This is a genomic window from Terasakiella brassicae, assembly GCF_014641495.1.
Lineage (GTDB): Bacteria > Pseudomonadota > Alphaproteobacteria > Rhodospirillales > Terasakiellaceae > Terasakiella > Terasakiella brassicae.
Map to the genome: position 1 here is coordinate 116,153 of NZ_BMHV01000012.1, position 16,718 is coordinate 132,870.

The 16,718-nt window shown below is 45.3% G+C and carries 21 protein-coding genes, 1 tRNA gene and 2 pseudogenes; 16 read left to right on the forward strand and 8 right to left on the reverse strand.

Features of this window, described 5'->3' with window-relative positions; translation table 11 throughout:
- Positions 1-779 precede the first annotated feature (779 nt).
- The 10 genes and pseudogenes from IEW74_RS17610 to IEW74_RS10045 all read left to right on the forward strand — a co-directional run.
- Positions 780-1,676, forward strand: a pseudogene (locus tag IEW74_RS17610) (methyl-accepting chemotaxis protein); the annotation flags it as partial.
- A gap of 207 nt (positions 1,677-1,883) precedes the next feature.
- Positions 1,884-2,288 (forward strand): annotated as a pseudogene (locus IEW74_RS17615) (bacteriohemerythrin); the annotation flags it as partial.
- A gap of 117 nt (positions 2,289-2,405) precedes the next feature.
- On the forward strand, positions 2,406-2,885 hold the full coding sequence (locus IEW74_RS10010) for a UPF0262 family protein (RefSeq protein ID WP_188664357.1): 480 nt from the start codon (positions 2,406-2,408) through the stop codon (positions 2,883-2,885).
- Between the two features lie 9 nt (positions 2,886-2,894).
- Positions 2,895-3,341, forward strand: a complete 447-nt coding sequence (locus IEW74_RS10015) for an arsenate-mycothiol transferase ArsC (protein ID WP_188664359.1) — start codon at positions 2,895-2,897, stop codon at positions 3,339-3,341.
- Between the two features lie 98 nt (positions 3,342-3,439).
- Positions 3,440-4,894: a sensor domain-containing diguanylate cyclase gene (locus tag IEW74_RS10020; protein WP_229734305.1), complete on the forward strand. Its 1,455-nt coding sequence runs from the start codon at positions 3,440-3,442 to the stop codon at positions 4,892-4,894.
- Positions 4,895-5,010: 116 nt separating this feature from the next.
- On the forward strand, positions 5,011-5,229 hold the full coding sequence (gene infA, locus IEW74_RS10025) for a translation initiation factor IF-1 (RefSeq protein ID WP_135079527.1): 219 nt from the start codon (positions 5,011-5,013) through the stop codon (positions 5,227-5,229).
- 18 nt (positions 5,230-5,247) lie between these two features.
- On the forward strand, positions 5,248-5,826 hold the full coding sequence (locus IEW74_RS10030; protein WP_188664361.1) for a Maf family protein: 579 nt from the start codon (positions 5,248-5,250) through the stop codon (positions 5,824-5,826).
- Between the two features lie 4 nt (positions 5,827-5,830).
- Positions 5,831-7,177, forward strand: coding sequence for a ribonuclease E/G (locus IEW74_RS10035; RefSeq protein WP_188664363.1), 1,347 nt, complete (start codon positions 5,831-5,833; stop codon positions 7,175-7,177).
- 4 nt (positions 7,178-7,181) lie between these two features.
- Complete coding sequence (locus IEW74_RS10040; RefSeq protein WP_188664365.1) at positions 7,182-7,382, forward strand: DNA gyrase inhibitor YacG; 201 nt, start codon at positions 7,182-7,184, stop codon at positions 7,380-7,382.
- A 131-nt stretch (positions 7,383-7,513) separates the two neighbouring features.
- Positions 7,514-7,589, forward strand: a tRNA-Phe gene (locus IEW74_RS10045).
- Between the two features lie 152 nt (positions 7,590-7,741).
- Here the strand turns inward: IEW74_RS10045 and IEW74_RS10050 are convergent.
- On the reverse strand, positions 7,742-8,179 hold the full coding sequence (locus tag IEW74_RS10050; protein WP_308419099.1) for a DUF6641 family protein: 438 nt from the start codon (positions 8,177-8,179) through the stop codon (positions 7,742-7,744).
- A gap of 61 nt (positions 8,180-8,240) precedes the next feature.
- Complete coding sequence (locus IEW74_RS10055) at positions 8,241-8,534, reverse strand: hypothetical protein (RefSeq protein ID WP_188664369.1); 294 nt, start codon at positions 8,532-8,534, stop codon at positions 8,241-8,243.
- 160 nt (positions 8,535-8,694) lie between these two features.
- Here IEW74_RS10055 and IEW74_RS10060 point away from each other — a divergent pair, with 160 nt between their 5' ends.
- Both IEW74_RS10060 and IEW74_RS10065 read left to right on the forward strand, forming a co-directional pair.
- On the forward strand, positions 8,695-8,985 hold the full coding sequence (locus IEW74_RS10060) for a DUF6626 family protein (protein WP_188664371.1): 291 nt from the start codon (positions 8,695-8,697) through the stop codon (positions 8,983-8,985).
- Positions 8,982-9,455, forward strand: coding sequence for a hypothetical protein (locus IEW74_RS10065; RefSeq protein WP_188664373.1), 474 nt, complete (start codon positions 8,982-8,984; stop codon positions 9,453-9,455). Before IEW74_RS10060 ends, IEW74_RS10065 begins: the two co-directional genes overlap by 4 nt.
- Positions 9,456-9,610: 155 nt before the next feature.
- Here the strand turns inward: IEW74_RS10065 and IEW74_RS10070 are convergent, their stop codons facing one another.
- A complete protein-coding gene (locus tag IEW74_RS10070; protein ID WP_188664375.1) occupies positions 9,611-10,132 on the reverse strand; it encodes a hypothetical protein in 522 nt (173 codons plus the stop codon).
- A 212-nt stretch (positions 10,133-10,344) separates the two neighbouring features.
- Between IEW74_RS10070 and IEW74_RS10075 the strand changes: the two genes are divergently transcribed.
- Positions 10,345-10,926: a tyrosine-type recombinase/integrase gene (locus IEW74_RS10075; RefSeq protein WP_188664377.1), complete on the forward strand. Its 582-nt coding sequence runs from the start codon at positions 10,345-10,347 to the stop codon at positions 10,924-10,926.
- Positions 10,927-10,929: 3 nt separating this feature from the next.
- On the opposite strand, the gene IEW74_RS10080 is transcribed toward IEW74_RS10075, so the two are convergent.
- The 4 genes from IEW74_RS10080 to IEW74_RS10095 form a co-directional block, all read right to left on the reverse strand.
- Complete coding sequence (locus IEW74_RS10080; RefSeq protein ID WP_188664379.1) at positions 10,930-11,388, reverse strand: hypothetical protein; 459 nt, start codon at positions 11,386-11,388, stop codon at positions 10,930-10,932.
- On the reverse strand, positions 11,385-11,717 hold the full coding sequence (locus IEW74_RS10085; RefSeq protein WP_188664381.1) for an STAS-like domain-containing protein: 333 nt from the start codon (positions 11,715-11,717) through the stop codon (positions 11,385-11,387). The genes IEW74_RS10080 and IEW74_RS10085 overlap by 4 nt, the downstream gene beginning before the upstream one ends.
- Complete coding sequence (locus IEW74_RS10090; RefSeq protein WP_188664383.1) at positions 11,704-12,867, reverse strand: hypothetical protein; 1,164 nt, start codon at positions 12,865-12,867, stop codon at positions 11,704-11,706. The genes IEW74_RS10085 and IEW74_RS10090 overlap by 14 nt, the downstream gene beginning before the upstream one ends.
- A gap of 75 nt (positions 12,868-12,942) precedes the next feature.
- Positions 12,943-14,361, reverse strand: a complete 1,419-nt coding sequence (locus IEW74_RS10095) for a hypothetical protein (protein WP_188664385.1) — start codon at positions 14,359-14,361, stop codon at positions 12,943-12,945.
- Between the two features lie 355 nt (positions 14,362-14,716).
- On the opposite strand from IEW74_RS10095, the gene IEW74_RS10100 reads away from it, so the two are divergent.
- The 3 genes from IEW74_RS10100 (at position 14,717) to IEW74_RS10110 (ending at position 16,401) form a co-directional block, all read left to right on the forward strand.
- A complete protein-coding gene (locus IEW74_RS10100) occupies positions 14,717-15,121 on the forward strand; it encodes a hypothetical protein (RefSeq protein WP_188664387.1) in 405 nt (134 codons plus the stop codon).
- A gap of 26 nt (positions 15,122-15,147) precedes the next feature.
- Positions 15,148-15,366 (forward strand): helix-turn-helix domain-containing protein, encoded by a 219-nt coding sequence (locus IEW74_RS10105; protein WP_188664389.1) that lies wholly within the window; start codon positions 15,148-15,150, stop codon positions 15,364-15,366.
- A 243-nt stretch (positions 15,367-15,609) separates the two neighbouring features.
- Positions 15,610-16,401: a sce7726 family protein gene (locus IEW74_RS10110; protein WP_188664391.1), complete on the forward strand. Its 792-nt coding sequence runs from the start codon at positions 15,610-15,612 to the stop codon at positions 16,399-16,401.
- On the opposite strand, the gene IEW74_RS17620 is transcribed toward IEW74_RS10110, so the two are convergent.
- The gene (locus IEW74_RS17620; protein WP_188664393.1) at positions 16,398-16,640 is read right to left on the reverse strand and encodes a beta family protein; all 243 of its coding nucleotides are present in this window, start codon (positions 16,638-16,640) and stop codon (positions 16,398-16,400) included. The two genes, IEW74_RS10110 and IEW74_RS17620, sit on opposite strands and share 4 nt — an antisense overlap.
- Positions 16,641-16,718: the final 78 nt, after the last annotated feature.

Genomic DNA, 16,718 nt, shown 5'->3' on the forward strand with positions numbered 1-16,718 from the left:
CCAGCCATATTGAAGCGCGTTTTCTCAAACTTCGAACCCATGCCCGTGAATATGCCGTTACGGGAAATAAAGAAGAAGGTGCGCAAGTTGAGAAAATCGGCACGGTTCTCGTTGATGATTTAAAGCGTGCACTGTCTGAAAATCAAGACCCGGAACGCCAAGCCTTGCTTAAAGAAATGTTGGAAGATGCTCAAAAATATATGAGCGACTTTGCCTCTGTCAAAAAACTGGATGAGGAATACCGCAATCTGGTTCGTAACGACATGATGCCCAAAGGTTTGCAAATGTCGATGGAACTTGACGGTATTCTTCAAGAGGTTGTCCGCAATGATACAAATGAAATTCGCACACATATCGAAAATGCGATTAAGCATACGCTCATGGCACGGCTTTATTCCAATCAGTTGATTGGCAATAAAGATGTGACGGTTGAGGACAAGGTGAGAGAAGAATTTTTACGGCTTCATCAATCCGTTAAAGAATTACGTGCTGTTGCCCGCAATGCTCAAGATCTTGAATTGGCAGATCATATTGATCAATTGGCGACCAGTTATGAACAGACTTTGAATCAGGTTATCGAAGAAACTTCGGAAATTCATCATCTTGTTGATGGTGAAATGAAAGGGTTCGCCCGTGAACTTGTTGAAGATGCGGAAAAGCTACAGATTTTAGCCGCCGAAGATGAAAGTCGAATTTCGGCGGAAACATTGGCTAATATTGAACTGGGCGAACGCGAACTGATTATTGTCGGCCTGTCGTCGTTTGTACTGGGGTTGGGGATGGCATGGTGGTTGGGCGGTACACTTGCCAAACCTGTTCAGGCCATCACCAAAGTGATGCATGCTTTGGCAAATAATGATCTGAATGTTCACGTTCCTTATACCGAAAACCGTGATGAATTGGGTGATATGGCATCTTCTGTAGAACATTTCAAAGAGGCAATGGCCGAAGTCAAGCGTATGGAAAAGCGCCAACAGGAAGATAAGCTAAAAGCCGAAGCCCAACGCCGCGTTGCCATGATCCAGATGGCTGATATTTTTGAAAGCAGTGTTGGCAAGGTTGTTGAGGCTGTGACCTCTGCCGCCACTCAGCTTCAGGCCTCTGCCGGACAAATGGCGCACACAGCCAAACAGACCAGCGAGCAAGCGACCAACGTTTCTGCTGCGACGGAAGAGGCTTCCGCAAATGTACAGACTGTGGCTTCTGCCTCAGAAGAACTGGCAAGTGCAAATAGCGAAATTGGACGCAATATGCAGAACTCGGCCCGCGTAACAGCGGATGCGGCCTCTAAAGCACAGGAAACCCATGAAACGGTCATTTCAATGGTGGATGAAGTCCGGCGCATTACCAGCTTTGCAGAACTTATCAGCCAAATCGCAGACCAAACCAATATGCTGGCGCTAAATGCCACCATTGAATCGGCCCGCGCAGGTGAAGCCGGCAAAGGTTTTGCCGTTGTTGCCAGCGAAGTGAAATTGCTTGCACAACAAACCGCTGATGCCACAGAAGAGATCGTTAACCAAATCCGCCAAGTCAATCTGGTCACGCAACGCGCGGCACGGGAAATGGAAAACATCAGCCAATGCATTGGGGAAGCTGATAAACTGAGCAATTCAGTTGCCAGTACAATTGAAGAACAGGTTGCCGCAACGGCTGAAATTGCCCGCAGTGTGGAACAAGCCGCACAGGGAACGCAAATGGTTGCGAACAATATTACAATGGTGGAACAAGCCTCTGGCGAGACAGGTTTGGCCGCACAGGAAATTGCGCTATCGTCTCAGGAATTGTCAAAACAGGCAGAATTCCTGCGTGCAGAAGTCGGCAAGTTTCTTGAAAATATTCGTGCCAGCAACGAAAATAAGCAATTCCTTGCATGGTGTGATGATTTTTCATGTGATATCAAAGTGATAGATGATCATCATAAAACATTTTTTCAGGAAATTAACTATTACCATGCCCGTATGCTGGATGGTATTACGGCGCAAGAAGTGGATGCCTCTTTAAACCGTATCCTGATTTCGTTTGAAGAACATCTGCGTGAAGAAGAAAGCGAAATGCGTCAGGCGCAGTATTCTCAGGTCGAATCCCACTGTGCAGCCCATAACGAAATCATGGCAAAATTAAACCAGATTGCACAACAACATTTTGACGGAGATGACATTAGTCTGGATTTCTTTGATGCGCTCGCCAGTTGGCTGCGTGAACATACAGCAAAAGAAGATCGAGACTTCGCACAGTATCTTAAAGAAGAACGTCCCGATTTCATTGTTCAATTGGAAGCGGCCTAAAAATATGAAGCGTCAGCGCGTTTCAATTGAGATGCATATGACGGATTGTGCAATGCCCACCTTTATGCTTTTATACCCTTTCTAACACAAAGAAGTCTTTGAGGGGGACGGACAAAGGTGCATCATTTACAAAAAATCGCCAATATTCAAATCGAAGAATTGGATGGTATCCGCCTGAAACCGGAAGTGGAGCATGAACGCAAAGTTGCCGTATTCGATTTGCTCGAGGAAAACTATTTTGCCCCGGTTGGTGATGAAATCGGTCCTTATGATGTGAAATTGTCGATTGAAGACGGAAAACGTCTTGTGTTGGATGTCGCCAAGGAAGGCAAAACGGACTATTTTATGCAAATCAAAGTCCCCTTGATGCCGGTACGTAAAATCGTCAAAGATTACTTTCTGGTGTGTGATAGCTATTTCAAAGCCATTAAAACGGCGTCTCCTGCCCAGATCGAAGCCATTGATATGGGGCGGCGCGGCTTGCATAACGAAGGATCAACCATTTTGCGCGACCGGCTGGAAGAAAAGGTCCATGTGGACCACGATACGGCCCGTCGCCTTTTTACCCTTGTCTGTGTTCTCCATATTCGCCAGTGAGGATAAGGGGTGAGTGAACTGCCTTCCGCCATTTTATTCTGTTGCACGATGAATGCCATTCGCTCCCCTATGGCGGAAGGGATTATGAAATTGCTGCATGGCCGACAGATTTATGTCGATTCCTGTGGTGTTCGACTGGGACAGGAACTGGACGGTTTTGTCATGGAAGTCATGGACGAGATCGGTATCGATATGTCCAAACATAAACCAAAGACATTTGATCAGCTTGAAGACAGTTTTTATGACCGTATTATAACTTTATCGCCCGAAGCCCATCACCATGCATTGGAAATGGCGGCCTATATGGATTGCGATGTCACCTTTTGGAATACGTTTGATCCCAGTCTGGAAACCGGCAGTCGCGAACAACGTCTTGAGGCATATCGTGCTGTACGCGACCAATTAATGATGCAGATCAAACGCGCTTTCCCCCGTCACGGTATGGTGGATGTTTAATGTTTAATGCATGAAAAAATTGTGTTTTTATCTGACTTCCTTTGTTTTCTATACATCATTAGGTCATCTTGATATAACACGCAGCAGGATTCATTTTTTTGAGCGGACTGATGAAAGAAAATAAACTACGCTTTATCCTGATTTTGGCCGTCCTTATGGTGTTCGGCTTTATGGTGACAAGCCTGACCAGTTATTTTGCCGCTCATAATTCGCTGTCCAAACAGATTTCCGAAACGGCACTGCCGCTGACCAGTGACAATATTTATTCTGAAATCCAGAATGACCTCCTGAAGCCGATTTTCATTTCATCTTTGATGGCGCAAGATACATTTGTGCGTGACTGGACCATTCAGGGGGAAGAAGAACCGCATCGTTTGGTGCGATACCTTGCGGAAATTCAACGACAATATAAAGCCGTTACCGCCTTTTTTGTTTCTGAAAAGACCAAACGTTATTATCACCCGACAGGTGTGATCAAGACACTTAGCCCCGAGGATAATATTGATAAATGGTATTATCATTTCCGCGATAGCGGGGAGGAATACGAGGTCAACGTTGATGCGGATACCGCAAACCCGGGCAAAATGACGATTTTCATCAATTATCGTGTTTTTGATTATGCGGGTAATTACATCGGGGCAACCGGTGTGGGCTTGAGTGTCAATAAAGTTCAGGAACTGATCCGTATCTATCAGGAACGTTATGGTCGCCGGGTTCTCTTTGTTGATCGCCAAGGTCAGGTTATGATGGCGTCCGAGCAATATCGCGGCGGATCCATTCGCAATACGCCGGGGCTGGAAAAGATTGCCACGCAAATTCTGGCGGTGCCCAGTGGAACGTATAGTTATGAACGCGATGGTAAAACGGTTCATCTGAACGCACGGCTGGTCCCTGAATTTCAATGGTATTTACTGGTTGAACAGGAAGAAAAAACCGTTGAAGGCGAAATTACCAATAATCTTATCCGTAATCTGGCCGTCAGTCTGGTCATTTGTATCATTGTAATCAGTCTTGCGCATATGACCATCTCGCGCTACCAGAGGCGACTGGAAGATATGGCGATGAATGACAAGCTGACGAACGTTTCCAACCGACATATGTTTGACGCCGTTTTCGATCAGGTGGAACGCACATCCAAACGGCAAAATCATCCTGTCTCGTTGGTGATGATGGATATTGACCATTTTAAGACCATTAACGACACCTATGGACATTGGGCAGGCGATAAAGTCATTGTGGCAATTGCCTCGACTTTAAAGGAGCGCCTTCGCGACTCCGACAGTATTTTTCGCTGGGGCGGGGAGGAATTCCTCATTCTGTTGCCCGATTGCAGTCTGGAACGCGCTGCTGGGATTGCAGAAGATTTGCGCCGGGCAATCGCGGCCTCGACAGTGCGCGCAGATAGTGAAAATATAACGGTTACTGCAAGTTTTGGCGTGGCGGAGCAAGGTATAAACGAAGATTCACAGCAGGTGATGAAACGGGTTGATCATGCGCTTTATGCGGCAAAAGATGCGGGCCGCAACACTGTTGTGCGGGCTAAATTTGTGTGAATTCAAACACGTCTGATAACTCAACCCTCCCGGTTTGATAAAAAAGTCTTGACCTGAAGCGGATTCCTGAGCATTTTCCCCACCAACTAGCTAGTATAATTTAAAAGGATATATCCGTGGCCAAAGAGGACATGATTGAATTTCAGGGCGTTGTGACAGAACTTCTCCCTAATGCTATGTTTCGTGTAAAGCTGGAAAACGACCACGAAATTTTGGCACATACTTCCGGTAAAATGCGCAAGAACCGCATCCGCGTTCTGGCAGGTGACAAGGTGACTGTTGAAATGACACCTTACGATCTGACCAAAGGCCGCATTACCTTCCGTTTCAAATAAGATTTCGGGTTTTAGACATTGCGTCTTGTCTTGGCTTCCGCCTCGCCCCGTCGGGTTGATCTTCTGGCTCAAATCGGCATTACAGCCGATCAGGTGGAACCTGCCCATATTGACGAAACTCCGTTAAAAAACGAGTTGCCCCGCCAGCTTGCCTTACGCCTTGCCGTGGGAAAAGCGCAGGCGGTTTCTGCACACCACGAGGGAAGCCTTGTGGTGGGGGCTGATACCGTTGTCGGGGTCGGGCGACGCAGTTTGCCCAAAGCTGCCGATGCAGATGACGCGCGGCGTTATCTCTCCCTTTTATCCGGGCGGCGCCACCATGTTTATGGGGGGCTGTGCATTGTCGATACAAAGGGAACGCTCCATACGCGCCTGATTGACACAGCCGTTAAATTTAAACGGCTGAGTGTCGAGGAAATTGACGATTATATCGCCAGTGGTGAATGGGAAGGCAAGGCCGGTGCCTATGCCATCCAAGGGCGTGGCGGGGCTTTTGTTGAAAAAATCATCGGTTCCTATACCAACGTTGTCGGTTTATCTTTATATGAAACCAACAATATCTTAAATGGATTGGGCTATCGTTCTGTGAAAGGATAAGACGATGTACAGGTTGGCCATCGATCAAATCCCCGCAGAAACCCGCATTGCAATCCTCAAGGGTGACGATCTCGTCTCCCTGCATATTGAACGCAAGGGCCTCAGCCAACATACGCCTGTTCAGGCCGGCAATATCTATTGGGGGCGTGTGGTCAATGTTGTTCCCAGCCTGCAAGCGGCTTTTGTTGATTTTGGCGGCAAAGAAAACGGCTTCCTGCCTGCCAAGTCTCTAGGGTGTGACGATATCGCCAAGGCGGTTCAAAACGGGCAATATCTGTGCGTTCAAGTCAAAAAAGAACCCAGCGAAGATAAGGGCGCATTGCTGAGTGCGAAGATTGAGCTCAACGCTCCAGATTGCATTTTAACCCCGCTCCATCCCGGTATTAATGTATCACGTAAATTTACAGACGCCGATCAACGCCACCAGATGCAGGAAACTTTGCGTGACGGACTGGGGCCGGATTTTGGTCTGATTGTGCGTACCAGTGCGCAGGCTTTAACGCCGGAGCAGGTTTTAGCGCAGGCAAAACAGTTGCAACACGCTTGGCAAGATATGCTGCAATTGCGCGCCAAACATCCCGTGTTGCTTTATGCTCCGACCGACTTTATTGAACAGGTCTGGCAACGTTATGCCTCCCTCCCTTTCGATGAAATCCTCGTCGAAGGTATGGAAGCCTTTCGTGCACTGAAACACTTCAACGCAGACGCACAGCTTTATAGCGATAGCCAAGCGTTATTTGAACGCCTTGGCATTGAAGAACAGATCGAACAGGCGCTTGCGACAGAGGTTCCTTTGGTTGGGGGCGGGAGTATTGTGATTGAACGCACAAAAGCCCTGATCGCGATTGATGTGAATATGGGCACGCGTACAGATCAGTATGACGATGACGGCAATCGATTGCAGCTCAATCTGATGGCGCTGGATGCGATAAAGCAGCAAATGGAATTGCGTAATCTGAGCGGTCAGATCTTTATAGATTTTGTACGCCTGAAATCAATAAAGGCCCGCAATCGTTTGCTTGAAGCCTGTAAAACCGTTTTTGCGCAGGATAAACGCTGCCAGTTACATGGGTTTACACGTTTGGGCTTGGTGGAAGTGTCGCGGGCGCGTAACGGTTATGGCTTGGATGAGCTCTACAACGACCCTTTAAGTCCGGCGCTTGCTCTGGTGCGACAGTTGGCTTATCTACGGGGGCGTAAACGTATTTTAATGGGTGCGCGCCTGTTTAGACTATGGCGGGAACCGGTGCTGAAAGACAGTCTGGATTGGTTGGAACAACGTCTTGGCTATCGCATTGACTATATACAAGATGATCGTTTGGCGCCGTTGAGTTACAAAATTGAAGAGTAGAAAAATGACTGATGAAAAAAGAGTGGAATCCTTACCGCTGACGAAAACAGGACTTTGTCCGAATTGCAATAAGCCAAGCGATGTCAAATACCGTCCGTTTTGTTCAAAACGCTGCGCCGATGTGGATTTGGGGCAATGGTTAAATGAGGGCTACTGCATTGAATCAGAAGAAGAAAATAACTTTGATGAGGAGGATGTCACCTAAGCTGGCGGCGTTAAGTTTTTTTTCTGTCACATGGATGCATTTTTTTTGAAAAAGACACTAGACAGAAGCGCAACCCTGCTCTATAACCCCTCCCACGCAGCACAGAGCCGACGCTGCGAAACATACGGTAAGCCCGGGTAGCTCAGTCGGTAGAGCAGCGGATTGAAAATCCGCGTGTCGGTGGTTCAAGTCCGCCCCCGGGCACCATTTTCCTGATAAAGTTCAAGAAGTTAGGTGATGGTTGAGAAATTTTCTCCCATCGTTTTATTTTTTCTCCCAATTTTCCCCCAAAGCATAAACCTGTCGATTACTTGTCAACGCCATTTTCAATTCGTTAGAATTTTCTAACAAAAATATTCTTATGACCGATCCCGCCGCTTTGCCTTTTCTTTTAGGGCAAGAATGCGATCATCAAGGTCGCCGCGTTCCACCATCTTACGGACATGGTTCAGCACGTCCACCACATCATCCAAACTATCGCCACACAGGATGCTGGGTTTGTTGTCATCCAATGCGAGTATGTAACTACTGCCGTAACGAAGTTCCAAGAAGTATTGCCCTGATTCGTCTCTAAACCACCACTGACGTGGTTTAGCAGCAACCATGCGCTTGACCTTATTACCTTCGCCATCATCGACGTATCTGTATCTGGAAACTTTATACGCTGGATCGGCGATTAACCCCAATTGATTGTCGATGCCACCGATCACCACGTCGCGCGGTTTCGGTCGGCGTGTCTCGGCTCGTAACGGCTTACGTTTATCACTCAGTTTCAGTTCCATAAAGACACCCTCCATATTGTTATATGAAGGGTATCTATCATCGCATACGCGGCCAATATTTGAACGGTATGTTCGGTCAACTTTGTTGACGAACGTGGCCTGTCGGCCGCTGACGTTTTTTCCAAACAATCAAATGACAAGCACCCCACATGGTTAAACTGTCTTCTATGTAATCACGATCCACAAGATACCCCATCGTATCTGTGACATGAACAGCATGACCAGACAGGTACATCTGTTTCACAAATCGTAGGGCTTGTTCTTTGGTACGAATGACGGGCATTGCATCCTTGCGCATTTGTTTGTGTAGGCGGCGCAAAACATCCTCGTGGTGTTCATGCCCTTCTGGTGCGTTCTTCATGTATAGCATATGTATCTCCAATGCAGATGAATGTGATTCTTCAAGTTCTGAACTTGAAGTGATCCTTCTATTTATCGCTAATCTTTCAGCGCCAATGTTTCCGTGGAAACTTTCGTATGTCCTTCATGGATAAATATTTAACAGTTGAATTTTTATCAAAGGAATCGCAATGCACTGCGTAACTGAACAGGTCTATGACGTTTTGCGTGGTACAAACGTCATCACCAATATCGACACCTTGTCCAACTGGACAGGGAGATGCGGATCGTATTTACGATCTATCTGGTCAAAAGAAATGCAAGCATCCACAGACGCGCTGGTCGTTCTGTATTTCAAACTCCATGAACAAAAGGGCAAGGTGGAAAATGCCGCACATCAAGCGGTTCTTGAGGATATGCAACGCCTCATTTGGCTCAATATCCAGACACGGGTGATGAATAAATTGGAGGGCATAGCATGAGGTTAATGGAACTTGAAAACGCCACTCTTATGACAGGAAAAACCGAAATATTTGATTGCAATAAAGTCTGGGTGGTGCCTGTGCGTATTTTGGGATCAACCAAGATACGTGCAAATAGTGAACCCAAAAATGCGTGGCTGGAACTCGACCAAGGCGATCATACGATCATGGATGCGCCAAGTGAGATTACCTTTGAAAAACTGAATAATAATGAATGGCTGGTGCTGTGTGAATGTTACGGTACCGTCGTACTCAAAGGACTTCCTTCATTGAATTCTTGTGAAGAAGTGATCCGTGTGATGACACCTGTTGTTTGGACGGACAGAGGATGGGGTGCTTTGGAAAAGCCATCTATTCGCACCTCTGGTTCCATAACGACTATCAACCTTGATACTCCAAGTATCTATAAACTGGTCAGGAATTGCAGCACCAGTGAATTTGCGGATGATGATGGGTATGTGACGTTTTAGAAATAAGACAATATTATACCATTTAGACCAAAAATAATTTTGGTCTATTTTCAGGCTTTCTAACGAACGGTTGGTTCGAAACGCGAGATTGTTAGATCACGCTCAGGATACCTGTTTATCGAACGCTGGCCGCCCGTATTGTCATATTGCGAAGGTTACGCCACCAAACCTTCCAGCCACGTTGTACGATGGCAGATAGCATCAGTATTCTTGTCGGTGATAGTCTTGGTGATGTAGCGGTTCCAGTAATCGAAATCACCGACTTCTTCAACATCCATCGAACATTGCACTTTGTCCAAGTTGAAGGACATTTTCTTTTTCCAGACGCTCTCAAGCAAATCAATCATATCGTCAACCGTCTGGTATTTGGGCTTAGCAGATGAAGACATCGGTACCTCCACCAATGAATGGCAGTGGTAATTATCCCGATACCGGCCGGGTTCAATCACATTCAGACGATTACATCGTTGGGCTTTCTTGGGATAGGTCGCGCGATTGCCGAAGATACGTTTATCAACCACGTTCCAGAAGTATGCTGCTTGTTCCTCAACACCCTCACGTGTTGCCGCTATGGATGGTGGAAAGGTCAAGGTCAACACAATCGTCTGCCCCCAATCCAGACCCGCAATCCAATCACGAACCTCCGCTTTAGCGCGGTTTTGTTTTTCATATAGCATTTGAAGACCTCAAATCAGTTTCAACAAATGCTATTTATTCAGCGGGGCAATCCACTTGTCCCATGAGGGAGTTAACTCGACATATAATTCCAATTCTGTGTCGAGACGGCCACAACCCGTTGGAAAACAACGGGTGTGGGTAGGCCGTCTTCACCAAGGTCGTTATAATTCATCACAATATTATGGAACCACATGATTTTATGGTGAATGTAATGGCTGGAAAACAGGCAAAGGTGTTAACGAAGACGCAGATTGATACGGCATTGATGTCATTTAAAATGACAAGATACCCTGAACGAAATCGCGTTCTGTTTCTTCTCAGTATAAAGGCAGGTTTAAGAGCGTGTGAGTGCGCAAACCTGCGTTGGAGTATGGTGATGGATGCCAATGCACAGGTGGGGGACGTGATCGCACTGGAAGACCGTATCGCCAAGAAATCATCAGGACGCACGGTCCCGTTAAATCGGGATTTACGATCCGCATTGGTCGCCCTGGCCGACCAATGCAAACCGTTCCCAAAAGATTTTGTCATCCAATCTGAACGTGGCGGTCCCATGTCGGCGAATACGGTTGCCCATTGGTTCCGTCGCCAATATTCAAAACTTGGCTATATTGGTTGCAGTTCACATTCTGGTCGACGCACATTTATTACCCGTGCGGCTCAACGAATTGGAAATGTTGGAGGGTCCATCCGTGATGTACAAGAATTGGCTGGGCACAAATCATTGCAAATGACAGCCCTTTATATTGAGGGTAACACGGAAGCCAAAAAGAAGATTGTTAATACTATGTAATTATTAATGAAAAGATCGAGAAAATGCTTCTTCAATAGATGTCACTATAGATTGAGATTTTGCGCGAATATCATTGCACCGAGGATTGGATGCGATCCTATTAGGATCAGCAAAATCATAGCCTGTTGCCGCTTGTTTTAAACGGATGCCTGAAACAAATTCAAAGCACTTAAATTGTCGTTTAAGTGCATCTAACTCGGTTAAAAAATCATCGGCTAAACTGTGCATTTCCCCTTCTATAAGGATGCATTCAGGAGAAGACCCGTTTTTAGCCCAATACTCACAAGACTTATCTCGAAACAAACGAATTGCATCAATGGTTCTTGTCATTTTGTCTTTTGCTTCTGACCGTTTTTGACGGTTCATTGCAAGATGATGATTAATCCACCAGCCACCAATATTTATTACTATTGATACGCCAGCCGCGATACCTGCGGTTTCCCAATACACATCGCTGGTCAATTGTTATTCTCGTTTTGAAAAATCTGGTGGCCTTCATCAATATAAGTCCAAATTTCTTCTTCTAAATATTTCTTTGCCGTAACTAATTTCAATCGTTTTTTAACATCGCCAATTGAAACAATTCCTTTTCGGACTATACCTCCGAAGGATTCTTCTAAAAATGAAGCACCGTACCCACGTACCCCGTCTAACTCAATGACAACGTCTTCACCAGTTGCGAAGGCTTGCACAAGTGTATCAAAAAATGCTTCACCGCTTCCTGCACCGTGTTTTTTATATCGTCCACCCGGTTCATTGGAAAAATCTTTACAAATATTAATCGTAGTCATCAGCATTTCCACTTTCAGCCCCATAGTTCAGGGACCATAAAACAATCGTTCCTTCAATGGCTTTTGAATGGTCAGATGTTTCTTCTTTCTCTCCGTCTACATCGTTAAAAAAACGATATTCACCACGGCCACTTATAATTCTCAATTCACCAGTTGGAAATAAACCAGCAAAAGTACGCATTTTTGCAAGCCCTTTTCCTCTATTACTCAATCCAGTTTGGCTTTGTCCATACTGAGTCGCGATCTTTATATAGTTTGCATCGGACGGTTTAACAATTCCCGCCTTCTGCAAAAGAAATTTTAAACCTCCAACTGTTTCGGCTGTTTCCGGAACTGTTGCAGGAATTCCGGCACCATGATCACACATCATAAAAAGTAATTTTTTACTCTCTCTGTTTAAATATGCACCGACCCACCATCTTCCATACATACGCAAATGGGGAAACTGTCTACGCTTACCATTCACGTCAGTATATGCATGATCCAAGACATTTTGCATCGCCTCTACCATTACAGAATAAACTGTTTCAGTTAATTCTTCGCTAATACCCTCAACACCATCAATAATTTTATCTTGTAATTCCCCAATTTGACTTTGCAGAAGACGCGTACCAGTTTTGAACCCCATGAGTCTGAAACGCTCATCATCATGGTTCAATGACGGCAATAGTTCTTGAACGCCAAGCATGCGAAAAAAGCCAAGGTCTTGCATTAATGCTAAGACATCTTTTTCAAGTGGATAATTGCCATTAATGCGATTTGGCTTAAATGTTGTCATTCGATAGATTTCCGATGCAAGATATAACAAACCTGCACCGCCTACGGTTTTAACATTATGAAAATTGAGAGTTACTTTATAGTGCGTCTCATACATGACATCACGCAATGCCTCGACAAACGCGATTAAATCATTTCTGTCAGCGGCCAAGTTAATATGCTCAGGAAGGTCCAATTCCTGCGCTGATTGTTTACCAGAAACATTATAAGACGGACGGATAGTAACACGGTAGCGACACGCTATTTCGTGCAACTTATTTCCAGCCCCCCCTCTTCTTTGACGACGTTTTTCAAGTTCCTTTAATCGCCTTTTATGACGTATAGGCGCAATACGATCTAATCTCTCAAACTGATTCTGACTTAACTTGTGCATAAATTGTACCTTCAACCGCTAAAGTTAGCGTTAATCATTTATACCATTCAGTAACAAAAGCACTTTGATTGCAACCTAAAATGCAGGTCTACGGCTTTCCTTGAATTCACGATAACGGAACGCTTTCGAATACACCTTGTGCAACATGGCCTCAGATGTTCCACCCCATGCGGCGATGATTTTTGCAGAATACGGACTATGCATAATCTCAGATGTGAATGTCGCATGCCTGATTGAACCCAAGTTTCGGGTGTTGCCATTTGCGTCATAGCCATACTCTGTATTCTTCAAAATCGTGCTAAAAACATTGAAGAACGATTGGACCTTGCTTCCATCTTCCTGCATCCACAAAGGGCAATTACGGTCAAATTTAATTCCGTAACACTCTTCATAAAATCGAGGAAGAGATTGGATCAGAGTATTTGACAATTCTCGGCACCCATATGCTGGACCAATGACACGTTGGTGCACGTTGGCAATTTTATGCTTCACGCTATCCAAAGCGACTTCATAGTAATCGCCATGCTCGTCTGTATTGATATGGAGGTCGGAAGCATCCAGTTTGTAGCATTCTGCCACCCTCAAACCATAACAGCGCATAAACTGTGCAAAGAAATAACATAACGTTCGCCGATGGTAATCTTCGCGTTGCTTGGGTTTCTCCCTTGGCTCACCTTCAATATATACTTGTGATTTAGCCACAAAGTCTGCCCACTCAGTATCGGAAAACATACCCGTCGGTTTTCTTGCCGATGTCAGTTCTTCATTGGCGTAAGCGTCCCACCTGGGTGGTCCGCTTACCCATTTCCGTGGAGATTTTGCCGCCCATTTGAAGATGCTATTCATAATAGATTTTGCTTGGGTTTTGGTGCTTTTACTGGGCGGCTTTCGCTGTTCATCACTAATGGTACGGAGTTGGACCTTTCCTTTCACCTCCACCTCCTGTGCATCCCACTCGCTTCCCGGCCCATCAATCCAGAAACGGTCATGCCACAACTGCCAATCAACCATCAGGTAACTGTCGATTTCATCAATCGGCATATACCGAAACGGCTCATAGTGTTTCACGTAGTTTCGAATAAAACTTAAATGTCGTCGATACTTCGATGGTGGTACCAAACCCAATTCAATATCATTTTCGACCTTATCCAGATATTGGTCTGCCGCTTGCTGTAATGTGGGTCTTTTTCGTGTCTCAAGCGTACCTGACCCTTTACCGACTTCATCTTTGGCACGAGACAAAACCCTTCTCGCCAGTTCAATAACACCCTCTGGTGGATCGCACGGATCAGTGATAGGATACTGGCGCTTTAAAACCGCATAGTGGGCAGGAGAATACCGAAATTCAGATGCTAAGGAACGAGAAGGTCGATTTTTTTGACCGCGAATGGTCAAGCGGTAGTAAAATGCTGCCACCTCTTTCTTGTTCTTTTCTTGGTAAATAGTAATTTCCCCGCTTTCATTTACCCACGGTTCTCCGCCGAATCTTGGCATCCATTACCCCTTGGCAGAAACTCTGCCTTTTAGAAATTTCATCATCCAAAACACATGCCATTTTTCTCCCAATTTTCCCCCACAGAAAAATCGCATGTCGATATTGCAATACCATAATTTAATCAATTACTTAATCGAAGATAAGCATTTTTACTTCTTTGGGAGAAATAAAAGCAGTGAAATCAAATATTTCTATTGTTTTCAACAACATAGAACCATCTGCAAGTTGCCTTGAAAATCCGCGTGTCGGTGGTTCAAGTCCGCCCCCGGGCACCATTTTCCAAGACTTAGCGGATCGGCTAGGTCTTTTTTATTGCCATATAATAGATGGCAATTTGACCGACAGGTTCCCTAAATGCAGACATTCAAACTGACGCCCAAGCCGCAAAGCGATTATCGCCTTGAAATCAAGGAGCTGAAATATCGCTGCAAGCTGGAAACCCACGGCTATCGCCTTGATAAAGTCGTTTATGGCTTTTCAGAAAAGCTGGCCAACCTTGTGAAGATGCACGATGCGGGCTTTAATATCGAAGAAGTGCCTTTTGTGGAGGCTCAACGTGATCTGGTGAAAGCCCTTGTGGAACGCGGTCGTGCCAAGTCCAAAATCGACCACCTGTTGCACGCTCAAGAATTTGACGGTGCGGACAACGCAGATGACGTCAACAAGACGAAAATGAAGCTCAATGAGCTCAATAACAAAATTCAGGACGCCAAAACGGCCCTTGGCATCACCGGCACCGTGAAGCTCCTGAAATTCTAATTCCTTTATTATTGAAAGCAAACGCGATGACCAAACTCGCCCCTAAAGTCCGCCCCGATATCTCCGACTGGAGCGCTGCCGACCTCAAAACTTGGCGCGAAAAACATGGTTTTGACCAAGTGCAAGCCGCAGCCGCCATCGGCATCGGCCGCCAGACATGGCTGAAGATGGAAAGCGGCAAAAAGGCCGTTGATCTGGTCTGTTATCTGGCTTGTATGGGCTATGATGCGGGGGTGGGGAAGTAAGGTTTTGACCTTACCTATTTCGCACGATTTTTAAAAAACGGGCGCCACTTCGACCCGTTTTTGTTTCCCGCAGGTTTCCGACCTTTTACACCGTTTCCCATCCTCTCCCGGCCTTGCAGTGTGATGAATTTACGACGAATAACTCTTGTCATTACAAAAGAGAAAACCCACTTCTTATTGGCCCAACATCCGTTTCTTTTGTAGTATATCTAACGAATCAAATCATACGAATGCAGGTCAACAATGCCAAAGCCCCTAACAAAAGCCCGAGAACCTGAGATCAAAGCAGAAGTTCTTAATCATTTACTCAGTGAAGGTGCTGTTGATTCCGAGTCTACTATTTTCAACGAGTTCACGATTGATAGGTATTCCCGCAGAGTTGATCTGGCAGTGCTCTCAGATGGCCAACTTATCGCTTTTGAAATCAAGAGTTCAGGCGACACTCTCACTAGGCTCGATGGTCAGGTTGATAAATACCTAAAGTTTTTTGATAAAGTTATCATTGTCTCAGCATCTAAACACTTAAGAAAAATTACAGAAATAGCCCCTCAAGGCGTAGGGATTTGGGAATTCTCCTCAGATAAAATTAGAGTTTTAAAAAAGGGACGTTCTAACAAAGTCATAGATAAAGAACACCTACTAAAACTCATGAAGGTTAATGAATTGAGGGCGGCCTCTAAGAAGTTTAGAATTGCCACGGAAGCAAAAGACCGAAATCAGATCGAATATGAACTGAAAAAAATATCGCCCGAGCGACTTAGAGAAACCGCTTTTCGCGCGTTAGCCAAACGCTTTCAACAAAGCTCTCAATTATTCTGGGAACGCATAGGCCAAAATGAAGTCAGGCCTAAAGACCTGTCTTTGTTGAGTAAATACAGCTACCATCGAGCAAATTCAGACAAAAAGATGAAGACGTGGACAGAATGGCTCTCATCAATAGAAGAAGACCCTTATCTACTGCAAGCATCTAAGTTACATGCAGACAATATATTTGGTGAAGTCCCTCCTGAAATTAAAAAGAAGCTGGAGAGTTAGTCCTCCCAATCCTCATCTGTATCCACGAGTTTTGCTGGAGTGTCATAATATAATTGTTGGTGCATGTGAATATTAAGCCTAACAGCAGTGGCCTTTGCAGGATTACTGATCCCTACTGAGTCAGCTTTCGATGTATACTCAATAATTTGGGTTCCCCAGACCCTCAAATCATCATTCCAATAATCCTGCTGCATTATCAATTGGACCCGTCCCCTAAAACTGGAGAGCACCTTCTCCATTTAGGCGGCGTTCAATTCAAACTGCATTGGACTTATGTTTCCCAGATATGAATGTCGGCGTTTGGGATTGTAAAATCG

Bases quoted from the DNA above. Each gene is read 5' to 3' on its own strand.
- IEW74_RS10090 (WP_188664383.1), bottom strand. From the start codon at position 12,867: ATGCACAAGTTAAGTCAGAATCAGTTTGAGAGATTAGATCGTATTGCG.
- IEW74_RS10060 (WP_188664371.1), top strand. From the start codon at position 8,695: ATGCACTGCGTAACTGAACAGGTCTATGACGTTTTGCGTGGTACAAAC.
- IEW74_RS10110 (WP_188664391.1), top strand. From the start codon at position 15,610: ATGCCAAAGCCCCTAACAAAAGCCCGAGAACCTGAGATCAAAGCAGAA.
- IEW74_RS10095 (WP_188664385.1), bottom strand. From the start codon at position 14,361: ATGCCAAGATTCGGCGGAGAACCGTGGGTAAATGAAAGCGGGGAAATT.
- IEW74_RS10035 (WP_188664363.1), top strand. From the start codon at position 5,831: ATGTACAGGTTGGCCATCGATCAAATCCCCGCAGAAACCCGCATTGCA.
- IEW74_RS10040 (WP_188664365.1), top strand. From the start codon at position 7,182: ATGACTGATGAAAAAAGAGTGGAATCCTTACCGCTGACGAAAACAGGA.
- IEW74_RS10055 (WP_188664369.1), bottom strand. From the start codon at position 8,534: ATGCTATACATGAAGAACGCACCAGAAGGGCATGAACACCACGAGGAT.
- IEW74_RS10100 (WP_188664387.1), top strand. From the start codon at position 14,717: ATGCAGACATTCAAACTGACGCCCAAGCCGCAAAGCGATTATCGCCTT.
- IEW74_RS17620 (WP_188664393.1), bottom strand. From the start codon at position 16,640: ATGGAGAAGGTGCTCTCCAGTTTTAGGGGACGGGTCCAATTGATAATG.
- IEW74_RS10065 (WP_188664373.1), top strand. From the start codon at position 8,982: ATGAGGTTAATGGAACTTGAAAACGCCACTCTTATGACAGGAAAAACC.
- IEW74_RS10050 (WP_308419099.1), bottom strand. From the start codon at position 8,179: ATGGAGGGTGTCTTTATGGAACTGAAACTGAGTGATAAACGTAAGCCG.
- IEW74_RS10070 (WP_188664375.1), bottom strand. From the start codon at position 10,132: ATGCTATATGAAAAACAAAACCGCGCTAAAGCGGAGGTTCGTGATTGG.
- IEW74_RS10085 (WP_188664381.1), bottom strand. From the start codon at position 11,717: ATGACTACGATTAATATTTGTAAAGATTTTTCCAATGAACCGGGTGGA.
- IEW74_RS10075 (WP_188664377.1), top strand. From the start codon at position 10,345: ATGGCTGGAAAACAGGCAAAGGTGTTAACGAAGACGCAGATTGATACG.
- IEW74_RS10105 (WP_188664389.1), top strand. From the start codon at position 15,148: ATGACCAAACTCGCCCCTAAAGTCCGCCCCGATATCTCCGACTGGAGC.